This is a genomic window from Streptomyces sp. NPDC044061 (assembly GCF_056434305.1).
In genome coordinates this window covers 1-13,997 of record NZ_JBWKFL010000058.1, presented here as the reverse complement: position 1 = coordinate 13,997, position 13,997 = coordinate 1, and the positions used below count along the sequence as shown (strand labels likewise).

General features: G+C 68.4%; 8 protein-coding genes and 5 pseudogenes. 8 read left to right on the top strand and 5 right to left on the bottom strand.

The window, feature by feature from the left end; translation table 11 throughout:
* Positions 1-23: 23 nt before the first annotated feature.
* Positions 24-2,842, bottom strand: a pseudogene (locus AC07CM_RS44395) (DEAD/DEAH box helicase).
* A 101-nt stretch (positions 2,843-2,943) separates the two neighbouring features.
* Positions 2,944-5,217, bottom strand: coding sequence for a plasmid pRiA4b ORF-3 family protein (locus tag AC07CM_RS44390; RefSeq protein WP_478882247.1), 2,274 nt, complete (start codon positions 5,215-5,217; stop codon positions 2,944-2,946).
* Positions 5,218-5,422: 205 nt separating this feature from the next.
* Between AC07CM_RS44390 and AC07CM_RS44385 the strand changes: the two genes are divergently transcribed.
* Both AC07CM_RS44385 and AC07CM_RS44380 read left to right on the top strand, forming a co-directional pair.
* On the top strand, positions 5,423-6,277 hold the full coding sequence (locus tag AC07CM_RS44385; protein WP_478882275.1) for an IS5 family transposase: 855 nt from the start codon (positions 5,423-5,425) through the stop codon (positions 6,275-6,277).
* On the top strand, positions 6,274-6,672 hold the full coding sequence (locus tag AC07CM_RS44380) for a PspA/IM30 family protein (RefSeq protein WP_478882246.1): 399 nt from the start codon (positions 6,274-6,276) through the stop codon (positions 6,670-6,672). Before AC07CM_RS44385 ends, AC07CM_RS44380 begins: the two co-directional genes overlap by 4 nt.
* A gap of 156 nt (positions 6,673-6,828) precedes the next feature.
* Here AC07CM_RS44380 and AC07CM_RS44375 read toward each other — a convergent pair whose 3' ends face one another.
* A complete protein-coding gene (locus AC07CM_RS44375; protein WP_478882245.1) occupies positions 6,829-7,335 on the bottom strand; it encodes an IS110 family transposase in 507 nt (168 codons plus the stop codon).
* 629 nt (positions 7,336-7,964) lie between these two features.
* Between AC07CM_RS44375 and AC07CM_RS44370 the strand changes: the two genes are divergently transcribed.
* Positions 7,965-8,633: a transposase gene (locus AC07CM_RS44370; RefSeq protein WP_478882274.1), complete on the top strand. Its 669-nt coding sequence runs from the start codon at positions 7,965-7,967 to the stop codon at positions 8,631-8,633.
* Between the two features lie 84 nt (positions 8,634-8,717).
* On the opposite strand, the pseudogene AC07CM_RS44365 reads toward AC07CM_RS44370, so the two are convergent.
* Positions 8,718-10,208: pseudogene (locus tag AC07CM_RS44365) on the bottom strand (IS1182 family transposase); the annotation flags it as partial.
* Between the two features lie 156 nt (positions 10,209-10,364).
* Between AC07CM_RS44365 and AC07CM_RS44360 the strand changes: the two are divergent.
* The 4 genes and pseudogenes from AC07CM_RS44360 to AC07CM_RS44345 form a co-directional block, all read left to right on the top strand.
* Positions 10,365-10,559, top strand: coding sequence for a hypothetical protein (locus tag AC07CM_RS44360; protein ID WP_478882244.1), 195 nt, complete (start codon positions 10,365-10,367; stop codon positions 10,557-10,559).
* A gap of 419 nt (positions 10,560-10,978) precedes the next feature.
* Positions 10,979-11,896, top strand: a complete 918-nt coding sequence (locus AC07CM_RS44355; protein ID WP_478882243.1) for a cellulose-binding protein — start codon at positions 10,979-10,981, stop codon at positions 11,894-11,896.
* Positions 11,897-12,097: 201 nt separating this feature from the next.
* Positions 12,098-12,469 (top strand): annotated as a pseudogene (locus AC07CM_RS44350) (IS630 family transposase); the annotation flags it as partial.
* A gap of 6 nt (positions 12,470-12,475) precedes the next feature.
* Positions 12,476-12,592, top strand: a pseudogene (locus tag AC07CM_RS44345) (transposase); the annotation flags it as partial.
* 169 nt (positions 12,593-12,761) lie between these two features.
* On the opposite strand, the gene AC07CM_RS44340 reads toward AC07CM_RS44345, so the two are convergent.
* A complete protein-coding gene (locus AC07CM_RS44340) occupies positions 12,762-13,541 on the bottom strand; it encodes a transposase (protein ID WP_478882242.1) in 780 nt (259 codons plus the stop codon).
* Positions 13,542-13,683: 142 nt separating this feature from the next.
* Here AC07CM_RS44340 and AC07CM_RS44335 point away from each other — a divergent pair.
* A pseudogene (locus AC07CM_RS44335) lies at positions 13,684-13,997 on the top strand (hypothetical protein); the annotation flags it as partial.

The window sequence follows — 13,997 nt, the reverse complement described above, 5'->3', positions numbered from 1 at the left end:
TGTGGGAGCCCTGTGTGTGGGAGTCATGTCTCGAACTCCTTGGAGAGAGCGACGAGTTCGGCGAGGTCAGTGTCGGTGAGCTCGGTCAGGGCGGCCTTGCCGGAGGTGATGATGTGGTCGGCGAGGGCGCGCTTGGCGCCGAGTAGGCGGGCGACCTTGTCCTCGACGGTGCCCTGGGCGGTGAGCCGGTGGACCTGGACGGGGTGGTCCTGGCCGATGCGGTAGGCGCGGTCGGTGGCCTGATCCTCGACGGCGGGGTTCCACCAGCGGTCGTAGTGGATGACGTGGGTGGCCCGGGTGAGGTTGAGGCCGGTGCCGGCAGCTTTCAATGAGAGCAGGAACACGGGGAAGTCACCGTGTTGGAAGGCGGTGACCATGTCCTCGCGCTGCGGCACAGGCGTGGCGCCGTGGAGGTAGCCGACGCGGATGCCGCGGTGGGTGAAGTGCCGCTGAAGAAGGTGGCCCATCTGCGTGTACTGGGTGAAGACCAGGGCGCTCTCGTCCTCGGCGACGACTGTATCGAGGAGTTCGTCGAGGAGTTCCAGTTTGCCGGAGCGGCCTGGGAGCGGGCCGGTCTCGCGCAGGTAGTGGGCGGGGTGGTTGCAGATCTGCTTGAGTGCGGTGAGGAGTTTGAGAACCAGGCCGCGGCGGGCGATGCCGTCCGCCTTTTCAATGAGGGCCATGGTCTCGCGGACCTGTGCCTCGTACAGGGCTGTCTGCTCGCGGGTGAGGGTGATGGGGTGGTCGGTTTCGGTCTTGGCGGGGAGTTCGGGGGCGATGCCGGGGTCGGACTTGCGGCGGCGCAGCAGGAACGGGCGGGTCAGTCGTGTGAGTTGCTCGGCGGCCTGCCGGGCCTGATCGGCGGTTTCCTCGTCGCCGTCCGTGCCGAGGGCGCCGCGCTCGATGGCCTTGGCGAAGCGGTCGCGGAAGGCGGGCAGCGGGCCCAGCAGGCCGGGGGTGGTCCAGTCGAGAAGCGCCCACAGTTCGGAGAGGTTGTTCTCCACCGGGGTGCCGGTGAGTGCGACGCGGGCGCGGGCGGGCAGGGCGCGCAGTTCGCGGGCGGTGGTGGCGTACGGGTTCTTGATGTGCTGGGCCTCGTCGGCGGCGACGAGCGACCAGGTGACGGTGGCGAGGCGGTCCCGGTCGCGGCGCAGGACGCCGTAGGTGACCAGGACGAGTTCGTTATCGGCGAGGTGGTCGAGGGTGCGCTCGCCACCGTGGTAGCGGCGCACCGGGACAGTGGGGGTGAAGCGGGCGGCCTCGCGCTGCCAGTTGCCGAGGAGGGATGCCGGGTGGGGCCCGCGGTGTCGGGGTGTTCCTGCCGGTGCAGGTGGAGGGCGAGCAGGGTGATCGTCTTGCCGAGGCCCATGTCGTCGGCAAGGATCCCGCCCAGAGGGAGGCGGGTCATGTCCGCCAGCCACGCAAGGCCGCGTTGCTGGTAGCCGCGCAGGGTGGCAGTCAGGCCCTCCGGTACGGAGACGGGGGTGCGGCCCTCGGGATCGCGCAGCCGGGCCACCAGGTCACCGAAGGCTCCGGCCGCCTGGACCGCGACGCGCTCGCCGTCCCACTCCACCTCGCCGGTCAGCGCCGCCTGCAGCGCGTCCAGCGGGGCCAGCGTGCGGCTGCGCTGCCGTTTGAGGCGGGCTACGAGCCCCGGGTCGGCGAGGACCCACTGGTCGCGCAGTCTGACCAGGGGGCGGCGGGCCTCGGCGAGCAGGTCGAGTTCGGTCTCGGTGAGTTTCTCGCCGCCGAGTGCGACATGCCAGGAGAAGTCGAGCAGAACATCGCGGCCCAGGAGGGTGTCCACACTCGCGCCGGGCGCGGTGGCCGCCCCGATCTCCGCCCGCCGGTGAAGAGTCTTGACCAGTTCGCGGGGCCAGTGCACGCGCACGCCCGCCGTGCGCAGCGCGTCGGTGGCATCCCCCAGCAGGTCCATGGCCTCTTCGTCGTCGAGGCGGAGCACGCTCGGGGCGGCCTCGGCGAGCAGGCGGGTCAGCGGCGGCCAGGAGCGGGCGGCGCGGCGCAGCGCGAGCAGCGCCTGGGCCTCGGCGTGCGGGCCAAGCAGTCGCTGTGCGCGGTGCGGGTCGGCCCACAGCTCGGCGGCGTCCAGTACCAGGGACGGGTCGGCGTCGGTGCGTAACTGCAGCACGGCCCGGAAGACGCGGTGCCGGCCGGACGGGGGCTCCACCCTCAGTTCCACGCTCACCTGCGATGCCCGCTCGGCGGCGGCTTCGGCAGCCCACGCTGCCAGGCGCGGGTGGAGGGCCATCGTGCGATCGGCGTAGGGGTTGCCGGGCGCGGCCCAGCCGGCGGCCGGGGTGCGCGGCAGGGTGTCGGCGAGGGCATCGCAGAACTCCCGTACCAGTGCGGCAGGTTCGGCGATGCAGGCCATCCGGTCGTCCCCCGGGGGTGCGGGGAGGTTGTGGGCGTATGGGGGCAGGGCGGCGGCCAGTGCGTCCAGGTCCCGCTTGCCACGCGCGCCGGGCGGCCCGAACCGCCAGGTGGTGTACGTGTTGGAGGTCAGCGCCGGATACAGACGCCCCTCACCCAGCAGTTGCAGTGTGCGGCGGGCGACGGTGGCCCACGCGGCGAGCGACGGATGCACGCCGGAGGCGGGCAGGTCAAGCAGAAGGGGGAGAGTGTCGCCGGGTGAGAGCGCCCATCCCTCGACGGTGCGGGTGCGCACCCCGCCGCCGTGCGGCAGAACCAGCGGCAGGCGGACCCGCTCCACCGCCTGCGGTGCGACCATCTGGGCGGGTACGCGGCCGGCGCTGGCAGCGGGCCGGTAGAACACCAGCCGGCCCAGCCGGGCCGGCTGCCCCGGGTCGGCCGGAGCGAACACTGCGGCCCAGCCGCCGACGGCGAGGTGCTCGCGTACCCAGGAGACGGCTACCGGGTCGGCGAGCGCCGCGGCCTCGTTGTCGATCTTGCTCACCAGCAGACTCACGTGGCGCTCCCCGCCTTGAACGCGGCCCTCCGCAGCCGCTTGGCCAGCGCCTTGTCGAGCGGCTTGACGGCGTGGGCCAGCGCGTCCAGCACCTCACCGGCGTGCGGATGGCCGGCCCGCCACAGGTTGTCCGCCCGCGCCGCCACCTGGTCAAGCGGACGCGGGCCCTCCTCGGGGCCCGTCAACAGCCTCTCCCGCAGCCCCTGTTCGCCGTCGCGGGCGAACGGCAGCGCGCCGTCCACCAGCATCCACTCCAGGCCCCATGCCTCCTCCCCGTCGGCGCCTTCACCGATCCGGCGCAGCATCGAGGCCGCCGCGTGCGAACAGCCGGTGACCTTCGACACCGCGGCCTTGCGCAGCACCGCCTTCGCCCGCCCACCGCGGTCCGCCTCCAGTACGGCGGCCAGCACCCGCGGGGCCTGAAGGCGGCGCAGCGCATCGGCCGGCTCCGTCCCGTCGCAGGCGTCCACCACCTGCACCGCCGCGTCGACCACCGAGCGGGCCGCCAGCCAGCCCGCCACCTCGGCCGCAGCGTCCGCCTCGCAACGGTAGGAGTCGAGAGCGGTCAGCAACTCGCGGGCATCCGCCCGATCGAGCGAACCGATCACCGGCGCCGGGACGCCCGCCGCCACCAGCAGCGTGCGCACTCCGGAGCGGCCCAGCGCGGTGAGCCGGAAGCGGCCTACGGGAGGCGTCTGGTATCCGCCGCCGGGACCGCCCAGGCCGTCGAGCACCAGGGCGAAAGCGGCGTCAGCCGCCAAAGGCTCGTGGCCTTCGCGCTCGGCCGCGCCGAACAGCTCCAGAGCTCCGGCGGTGCCGTCGTACTGGTCGGCGAGAAGCGCCCACACCAGCCGCCGGGCCGGACCCTCGGGCAGCCCTTCCATCCCGCGGATGAGGTAGTCGGCGACATCCAGCCATTCCCCGTCGGGCAGCCCGTACGCCGCGAGCAACATCAAGAACACCAACGGCGGGACCTCGTCGGTCAGCTCCCGCAACGGCGACAGCCCGCCCAGCGCCCCGTCCAGCACGGGGAAGGCGAGGGAGAGTTCGACCGCCGCGCCCACCACCGCTGCCTGCCAGGCGGCCAGCACAGCCGCGTCGTCGCCCTCGTCCGGCAGGTCGCCGCCGGCCCACGCACGGCCTCCCCCCGCCTCCACGAACCCACAGTTCAACGCCCACTCCCAGGGCAGTTCAAGCGGCTCCATGTCAGCCGCGCTGCGCACCTTCGCCAGCCGCACGGTCCGTTCCCCGACATCTCCCCAATTCCCGACGTCGACGCGCCACAGCTCAGCCTCCTCCACCGCCTGCCGGGCGAGCTTCGGCCGCAGCAGCCCCTTCGCGGTCAGCTCCCGTCCGCCACCGCACCAGCGCCCGAGCCGCACGGCCGCCATGAAGACGGGCACCTCACGCACCGCGCGGGCCAGCTCGGCCTCACCTGGCAACCGCACCGCCGGCGGTCGCAGGTCCACGGCGCCCAGCACATCGGACAGCGAAAACTCCTCGTCCAGCCCGTCGTCCTCCGCGAACGGCTCCTCGCCGCCGGGCACCGGATGTAGACCACCGCACTCGCACCGGTACATCCCTGCCGGGACCTGACGCTCCACCCGCCCGCCACGCCGCTTCTTCCGTGTGCCCGCAGACCGTCGCAACGCCAGCTCCGCGAACTCGGTGGTGAGCTCGCCGGGATCGAAGGAGGCCGGGTCGAACCCCTCCTCGTACAGCCCGGCGAGCACCTCGTCGTGCCGGCCGTCGCACGCCACCCACTCCCGGACGACCGTCGTACGCGGACGCTCCCCGGCCGCGTACCGCTCCAGCAGCCCAGCCAGCCCCCACACGCCGCCGAGATCCTCGGCATCGGGCATGGCCCGCCGCCCACCCGCGCACACCGCCCGCTCCCCCTCGCCGTCCTGGGCGGGACGCACCGCCTCCACCGTGATCCGGTGCAGCCAGTCGTCGCCGAAGTCGTAGGTGTAATCCATACTGTCGCCGCTGCCCGGCAGCACATCCGCGAGGACGGCCTCCTCCTCGTCGATGACAGGGATGTCGAGGTCCCCCGGCGGGGCGTACCGTCCGCCCAGGCGGTCCTCGAAGGCGTGCAGATGCATGTCGTCCCAGCCGAACGCCACCTGGATCACATCGTGCAGCGAGCCCAGCGTGACATCCGAGGGCACCACCAGTCGCCGCCATACCGGCGGTTTCATCCCCACCAGACCGACCTTGAGCTGGTGGACAGAAGAGAGGTACTCCACGGAGCTGCGCTGAGCCGTCACGGCTTGAGGGCTTCCCACTACTCGGAGGCGTACGCACCGAAACACACCACGGATTCGTCGCCGTACGCCGAACGGCTGACCCGGCCATTCTTGCAGCTCTTAGAGGGCGTTAAGTCCCGTTCCTGATGATGTGGTGTCGCCCGTTCGTGGGTGATGGGACGGTTCCGTGCTCGTGTCATGTCGTGTGCATGATGGGGTCGTGAGCATGGAACGGATGCCGTACTCAACCGACTTGTCCGACGAGCAGTGGGCGTTGATCGAGCCGCTGGTTACCGCGTGGAAGCAGGAGCGGGTGGCGCGGTCGGCGACCGGGGACCCGGGCTCCTGTGACCTGCGCGAGGTCGTGAACGCGCTGCTCTACCAGAACCGGACGGGCTGTCAGTGGCGGCTCCTGCCACACGACCTCCCGGCCTGGTCGGCGGTGTTCTACTACTTCACCCTGTGGCGCCAGGACGGCCTTGACCAGCGGATCCAGGAGATCCTGCGCTGCCAGGTTCGGGAGCGGGCCAGACGATTAGAGGACCCGTCCCTGGTGATCATCGACACCCAGTCCGTTCGCGTGGCGGCCGGGGTGCCGAAGGAGACGACGGGACTGGACGTGAACAAGAAGACGCCCGGCAGGAAGCGGGGCCTCGCCGTCGATGTGCTGGGCCTGATCATCGGTGTGGTGGTCCTCGCCGCGAGCGCGCACGACAACGAGGCCGGCATCGCCCTGCTGGACCAGGCGGCCGAACGATGCGGGATGCGCCTGGAGAAGGTCCTGGTCGACCAGGGCTTCAAGGACGCCGTGGTCATCCACGGGGCGGTGAAGGACATCACCGTCGAGGTGGTCCGCCGCAACCCCGACGACGAAGGCAAGGGCTTCGTCCCGCAACCGAAGCGGTGGGTGGTCGAGCAGGTCAACGGCACCCTCATGCTGCACCGGCGCCTCGCCCGCGACTACGACCACCGACCCGACAACGCGGCCTCCCGCGTTTACTGGGCCTCCACCGCCGGCATGCTCCGCCGCCTCACCACCCCTACCCCCGCCTGGCGCGACGACGTGGAGCTGGCCGCGTGAACGTCCACGAACTCCTGCGGCTGCTGCAGACCGAACACGATGAGACCGCCGCACGAGCCGACAACCTGCGCGAGCAGATCGAGCGGCTCACCACCACCCTCGCCGAGACCGAAGCCCGCCTGGCCGAGCTCGCCGCCACCCGCAAGGTCATCGACGGCCTCACCCCTCCCAACCACGCAACGGCCCCCGCGGAAACCGCCACCGTCTACCAGCGCATCGTGACCACGTTCAACGAGCACCCCGGGAAGGTGTTCCGCGTCCGCGATCTGCACGAGCACCTCGGCCTGCCCACCGACGAACCCTCGATCAACGTCACCCGCTCCCGCCTGGGACGACTCGTCCGCCACGGACTCCTCGAACAACCCGGACGCGGCCGCTACCAGAAACGGACTTAACGCCCTCTTAAGCCATCGGCCGGCTGCTTAGAGAAATCCCTCGAGGCTGCTATGTCGTGTCAAGCAGCTTGAAGAAGATCTTCCATCCTCTGTTCCCCGGGGCTCCAGGAGCTTGAATATCTGGCAGCAGATGTCGCGTTCACGCGTCGCTGGGCGTCACGGGGCTCTTTCCCTCGGCGATGCGGCGGGCGACGACGTCTTCGTGGCAGGATCGAGCCGCACCCTGATCAGGGTGCCCGTGTGCATCGCTTGGTTCAGCTGGCGGTCGTCGCCCCGGTTGAGCCGGTGCTTGTTGGTTAGGCCCGACGAGGCCGGGATCGGCGTGACGCCAGCGAAGGAGACGAAGGCAGCCTCGGAGCGCAAGCTACTCGGGGGCGACCATCTGACCAAGATCTGTGCTGTGGTGATTGGCCCGACGCCGAGCAACTCCAATAGTTCTGGTGCCTGTTGACGGGCGAGCTGGAGGAGCTCGGTCAGGAGCAGCCCGAGGCGAGGACAGCGGTCACGGTGACGAGCCGGCGGCCCCCGGGGCAAGCCAGGCGCACGGGCCGCACCGAACAGGACGGTGGGGACGATCGTCAGGAGCTTGCCAACAGTTTCATGTCGCACGCGGAACGCAGCCAGCGCGGCGATCAGTGCCAAGAGGGTTTTGATCACGAGCATGCGGTCCGAGGCCGGGCCTCCAACGTCAGTGTGCACCCGGCGCTGATAGCTGGCCCCGGAACTCGCGCAGTTTGAACTTCGGCAGCTTGCGGGTGGTCGTGCGGGGCAGCGGGTGCCGACGAACTGACCCGCTTGGGGCGAGCGTAGCGAGAGAGGTGACCATGGCAGTAGGTGATCGGCTGTTCGGCGCTCAGCTGGGATCCCTGAGTAGCCACGACCAGCGCAGTGGCCAGCCCGCCCCACTTGGCATCCGGGATGCCCGTGTCCGCGGCTCGGCACGCCTCGGGGCGGGTGATGAGGGCATCGTCGACGCCAATGAGGGACTCTGTCGGGGATCTTGAGATTTCTTGATCATTGTCCTTGGCGCCACCAGCGGGGCCGGGGTAATTCGTTGTCGTCGAGGTACTGCTGGAGGCCTATTCACGGGGTTTTCGGCTCGCTGTTCTTGATCATGAGGGCGGCCCTGCTCGGTAGCCTGAGGTTTGCGAAGACGTCAGGTGAGTACCAGGGCAGGGCCGTTGAGCTGGAACGTTACGACAGCGCTGGACGCCGATCAACTGGATGGGCTGGTCGCACGGGTTCACCAAGAGCTCGTGGAGGATCCTGATCCGCCGGTGGTGCCGGGGCGGATGTGGGCGTTAGGTCTGTACAAATCGGTGGTGCTGGTGCTGTTCCTGCTGCGGCAGAACCCGGTCCAGGAGGTGGCTGCCGAGCTGTTCGGGATCTCCCAGGCCACCGTCTCCAGGCGGTGGACGGTCCTACTGCCGGTGGTGGAGAAGGTCCTGGCCGCTCACGTTCCCGATCCCGCCGAGGCGTCCGCCGGCCGTATCGTCCTGGTCGACGGCACCTTGGTCACGACGTGGGACTGGGCGAGCGAGGGCACCGCGCTGTTCTCCGGCAAGCACCGCGACACCGGGTTCAACCTGCAGGTCGCCGCCACCCTCGCCGGCGACCTACTCGCGGTCTCCGCGCCGGTACCCGGCAGCCGGCACGACATGCACGCCTGGCGCCAGTCCGACTTCCCTCAGGCTTTCTCCGAACGCGAGGGCATGGGCGATCTGGGCTACGTCGGTTCCGGACTGCTCACACCACGGCGCAAGCCGCCTGGCCAGGAGCGGTCCACAGGAGACAAGGTGGCCAACCGCTCCGTCAACATGCTCCGAGCCGCAGTCGAACGGGCCATCGCACACCTGAAGGACTGGAAGATCTTCGCCACCCGCTACCGCGGCCCCCTCACCCACTTCGCCCTCGTCGCCAAGACCGTCACCGCCCTCGCCTTCTACAAGAAAGGCTGGTGAACCCCGTGAATAGGCCTCCCGGAACGCCGTCGGTGAGCGGGGGCGGTAGGTGGAGTCTTCTGGTTCCTGGGTGCTGAGGCGTTCGATGTTGACCGCGATCGCGGTCAGGACGTGCTGGACGTGGGCCTTGGCAACGCCGTGGTACCGGCAGCGGCGCATCTGATGGCCGTTGACGAGCTCGCTCATGGTGCCCTCGATGCCGGAGCGTGAGGCATACAGCCGCTGCCACTGCGGGTCCTGCTGATCGGCGCGGTTGCGGGCCTGGAGCTCGTGCAGGCGTCGGGGCAGGAAGTTCACCGTCCGTGCGGCCCCGGAGGTGCACGAAGACCGCTCAGGACAGGGCCCGCAGTGCCGCTTGTCGAACCGGACCACCGTGTAGGGGGCCATCGCCGGAAGCTCGTTCCAGTTGCCGCTGACCTGGCCGTTGGGGCAGGTGACCTCGCGGCGGTCGAAGTCGATGATGAAGTTCTCCCGGGCGAAACCGTCGCCGGTCTTGCGCTGCCGGGAGTTGTCGGTCTTGACCGGGCCGACCATGGTGACGCGGTGGGCGCGGGCGGCGCTGTCATGGAGCACGACGGAGGTGTAGCCGCTGTCGACGAGGTGCTCGGCGGGCAGCAGGCGGCGTCGCTTGAGCCGGGCGTGGATGCCGGGCAGGGCCACACTGTCGCCGGTGGGGACGGTGGTGGCCACGTCCGTGATGACGTTGACACTACCTTCGTCACAGGTCTCGGTGGCATGCGCGAGATGCCCGACCCAGGTCCGGTGCCCGCGGCGCGTGTAGCGGGCCTCGAGGTCGTAGGGTGACTCCAGGCGCCGGCCGGTGGGCGGCGAACCGTCCTTCTCGGCCCGCGGACGCAGCCGTCCCCGGGCATCGACAAGGAAGTGCTGGACCATGATCTGCCGCAGCGCCTCCATCGCGGGGCCCGGTGCCGCGCCCGGGCGGTGGCCGCGGCTGCGTTCGAGCAGCTCGGCGGCGTCGGTGCCGGCCTGCTTGAGCCGGGCGGCCGGATGGCTGGGCTGGCTGACCAGACGGACCTGCCGTCCGTAGCGCAGCGCCCAGTCCTCGTCCACCAAGCCGTCGAGGATCTCCGGCGCGGTGCGGGCGCACTCCTCCAACGCGGCACGGACCGTCTCCAACACCAGCTCCAGTCGGGTCAGTTCACGCACCGCGGCCCGAAGGTAGGTGGAGTCGGTGCGCTGCCGTCCCCGCGCCTTGACCAGCCCCGCTTCCTTCAGCCGTGCCAGCGCCAGATCGAGGAGGGCATCGGCACGGTCGTCCTGGGCCAGCCGGTCGCGGAAGTCGGACAGCACGCTGTGATGGAAGCCGGGATCGTCCAGCTCGAGCGCGAGGGCGTATTTGAAGTCGATCCGGCAGCGCACCGCCTCGGCCGCCTGACGGTCAGAGAGGTTCAGCAGGAACTGCAGCACACTTACCGTGGCGAGCTGAGCCGGAGACAGGCCGGGCCGCCCGTCCCGTGGATACCAGGCATCGAAGTCCTCGTCGTGCCACAGCCCGTCCAGTCGGTCCCGTACCCACATCGCGGTCGTACCACGGGGATTGCTCGCCCGCGCCACCCGCGCGGTCGAGGAAGGAACCTGCTCACCAGAACGGGGACGGAGAGACACCAGCTCACCTCATGTACGGCAGTCGACCTTCGGAACCAAGCCGAGCCTGCCCGATCACCATGCCCTTCCACCTGGGAATCTCAAGATCCCCGACAGAGTCGCTCAATGGACGCCGACCGCCTGTCCGAAGGCGGCGACCTGTACGTCTGGCTGCCGATCGCGGTTCGCGCCGCAGCGTTCAGCCTGCCCCCATCCGCGTACCTCACAGGCCATGAGAGATGGCCACCGCTCCAGGCCAAGCAGGGACTTCAAGAAGGATTAATGATCAAGCCAAGTGAGATGATCTCTGACCAGGGGTGACAGCGGGAGTGTGGTATGAAGTATGTCACGTGATGATCAAGTCACGTGACACAGCGGCGGGTTACCCATGACCCGAGACGCTACAAGCCGACATGCGACCTCCTCCGCGCCGGTCACGATCACGTCCGAGCGGGCGAAGGTCCGCTCGTGCGTAGCAAGACCTGCTGGATTTTGGGTTCAGCCGAGGCGCGGCCGTAGGCGCCGGAGCCGGTGACCCCGGTGGACCATGACCTGATCACCCATCACATCACTAAGAGGTCCGCTTGCCGCCCCTCCGGTGCAGGCTACCCAGCCACAGAATGGCGGGCACATGCCCACCAGCTCGATTACGGCGTCCGTCAGCGCAATTAATGTTGAATCGATGTCAGTAACACCCCTTTCCATCACGTCAACTCGCTGTTCTCTTTGACAGGAACCCCATGAGCGACGTCTCTTCCCCCTTCGGCTTCGAGATCACACGGCGGGGATACGACCGTAAACAGGTCGAAACACTCGTCACTCAGCTCACCGCCGATCGCGACAGTGCCTTGATACGAATCAGTACGCTGGAAAAGCGCATAGGGGAACTGCATCTCGAGTCCCAGAATACGCAGCCGCAGATCAGCAATACCGAAACAGCATACGGCAGCCTCAGCGCCCGCGTCGAAAAGATTCTTCTCCTCAGCGAAGAAGAAGCCGAGGAGCTACGCGAATTGGCCCGCCAGGACGCCGAGCGAGGCTACCAACTGGCTAATCAAGTCACCAACCGGGCGCGCGCTGAAGCCGATTCTTACGCCACCAAATGCAAAGACGAAGCCGAACATGCAAGTGCCCGGATCATCGACAAGTCCAAACAAAAAGCCACCCAACTTCACGACGACGCCGCCAACAACGCAGCAGCCCAGCGCCAGGAAGCACACACTTATTTCGAGGACACGCGCGCCAAAGCGGCCGACGCCTCAGCCGACTTCGAAACAAAGCTCGCTAAACGCCGAGCACAAGCCGAACATGACCTCGCTTCCCGACAGGCCAAAGAAGAAAAACAGCTGACTCAGATCGAACACCGCACCCAGCAACTCCGCATCGAAGCTGAAAAGCAGCGCACTGACGCCGAACGCCGCGCCCGCCAGACGGTGGAAAACGCCCAACACCAGGCCAAAGATCTTGTCACCGAAGCCAGCGCCAAAGCCGACCGGATCAGTAATGAAAGTGAACGTGAAATCGCGGCACTCGCTAACCGCCGTGACAGCATCAACGCTCAACTCACCAACGTCCGCCACATGCTCGCCACCCTCACCGGCACCGCGTCAGTCGACACTGCCGCAACCGCGACCTCGAAGCAATCCAGGGTGCCGTAAACACTGAAGGCGCCGTTGCCGCACACTGCGCAGGAATCACTGAGCGGAGCACCGTTTCGAACGGCCGCAACAAAGCGCCAATACCTGCGGCCACGTTCGCCTGGCCTTACCGCATAAACTTCATCGTCACTGTCCTCACTCGTCAGGGTGATCTTTCCTGCAATCCCTGTTTGACCTGGAGTCGTGACCGTATCCCGTGGTGTGAGATACGCGGATGGAAAGGGCTGAACGCTGTGGGGCACCGGCGCGGAGAGGCGATACGCATGCAAGTTGCGGAGCTGTTCGAGCAGAAGTTCAAGCCGCCGACGGTCGCACGGAGCCTGCGGGTGATCCGGAAATCGGCCTACCAATAGCACGAGTGGCAGGACGGCGGTGCCAGGCTCTGGCCTTCCGTGGCCCGAGCCGATCATGGTGCCGCCTGTCCCCACGCTGTCTGGAGAAGCAGGCCGCGTATCTGGTGCAGGCCCGGCCGCGCATCGCCGGGTGGAGGACCAGGTTTGGACGGCGGCGAGGGACGGCCCTGGCCAACCTATGGCCACACTGATCGGCAGGAAGTTCCACGTCTGCGTATCGGCCCGAAGGCTCCGCCAGGAGTTTCCCGACCACATCCGCACGTACCTGTGGGGTGACCACTCCTGGTCCCCGTCCTACTTCACCGTGTCCTGTGGCGGCGCCCTCTTGGCGATCACCAAGTAGTACATCGAGAACCAGCAGCGCCCCGACTGAGGTCAACAGTGCAGACCCGTGCCCCGGTGCGGTCACCCCTATATTGAGAAGCGCTTCCTCCCGCCCGTAAACGGCTGGGGTTCCGCGCTAAGAGCTATCACGTGATGCCGGGACGTGCTTCCCGCGAGGGATACTTGGTTTACCGGATGTCGAGCTTGAGGTTGTGGAGTGCGGGGACGTCGGCGAGGGTGTGGTTGATGGCCTCGCCGCGGCGCCTGCTTTGGCGGGGGATCTGGTGGTCTTTGAGCCGGGCGATGGTGTGTTCTGCGACGGCACGGCGCCTACGGAATCGGCGGTGGTTGCGGTCTTTGATGATGCGGCCGTCGGGCCCGCGGCGAGGTGTCCGGACACGGTCGCATCCGCGGTGGCCGCCGTCACCGGACAGGCGGCGATGGTCGTTCGGCAGCGTCTTGTGGAGGGTTTCACGGAAGACGACTACATCGTTGCGGTTGCCCGGCCACGCCTTCCCTGCGGCGACGATGCGGCGGTCCCGTGCCGGGCAGACGATCTGCACATTCACACTTGGCCGGTGATTTTTGCTCTTCGCAGTGTGCTGCTGGTCGTGGACGGGGATGAGGGTGCCGTCGACGATCCATAGTTCTCGCCGGTCGGTGGGCGGTGGTCCGAGGAGTTCGGCGAGCGGTCCTGCGAGTGGTCCTGCGAGCCGGATCATGACTCGGTGGGCGGCCGCGTGGGATATGCCGAACAGGGGTCCGAGTTGTTGCATGGTGTGGTTGGTCCGGTAGGCGAGGACGACGAGCAGGACGCGGTCGGGGTACGGCAGTGCCCAAGGCCGGCCTCGGCCCAAGTCCGGTGCGAGTTCCCACAGCCGCCCGACGAGGTGCTGCATGTGCGGCCCGGTCAGACCGGTCCAGGCATGAAGGTCGACCGCGGGACAACGGGCAAGACGCAGGCGCATGAAGGCCATCGTAGAGACCGAAGTTCCGTCGCATCGCGGGGCGTTGTCAGTGGGGTCTTGTAGCTTTGGTGTGGTTGCCGCACTGACGAAGTCACGGACAGGTTGCGGTGGTTGCTACGTCAAAAGGGGGGGCTCGCCATCGATGGACGCAGAGCTGTCCGAACCCGGGCCCGCCTCCGACGACGCACCGCTTGCCGCCCGCCGGTTCCGTGACAAGAACAAGAACAAGCGCTGGTCGCGGGACGCGGACACGGAGCTTGCGGTGATCCGCCTCCCGCTCGATGTCCACGACCCCGCGATCCGGCACCGGACCGAGAATCTGTTCTCGGCGATGTGGTCGGTGAAACGTGCCCTGCAGCGGGATGCCCGGGCTGCGGTCGACGCGTACTGGGCTGGGGATGTCCGCCGTGAGGTGGATGCGAAAGCGTGGCGGCTTCAGCTGGGGCTGTCCCGGGA

What these genes read in the sequence shown, in the direction of transcription:
- AC07CM_RS44385 (WP_478882275.1), top strand. Translation starts at nt 5,423, where the DNA reads ATGGAACGGATGCCGTACTCAACCGACTTGTCCGACGAGCAGTGGGCG.
- AC07CM_RS44355 (WP_478882243.1), top strand. Translation starts at nt 10,979, where the DNA reads ATGAGCGACGTCTCTTCCCCCTTCGGCTTCGAGATCACACGGCGGGGA.
- AC07CM_RS44375 (WP_478882245.1), bottom strand. Translation starts at nt 7,335, where the DNA reads ATGCTCGTGATCAAAACCCTCTTGGCACTGATCGCCGCGCTGGCTGCG.
- AC07CM_RS44360 (WP_478882244.1), top strand. Translation starts at nt 10,365, where the DNA reads ATGGACGCCGACCGCCTGTCCGAAGGCGGCGACCTGTACGTCTGGCTG.
- AC07CM_RS44340 (WP_478882242.1), bottom strand. Translation starts at nt 13,541, where the DNA reads ATGCGCCTGCGTCTTGCCCGTTGTCCCGCGGTCGACCTTCATGCCTGG.
- AC07CM_RS44370 (WP_478882274.1), top strand. Translation starts at nt 7,965, where the DNA reads ATGTGGGCGTTAGGTCTGTACAAATCGGTGGTGCTGGTGCTGTTCCTG.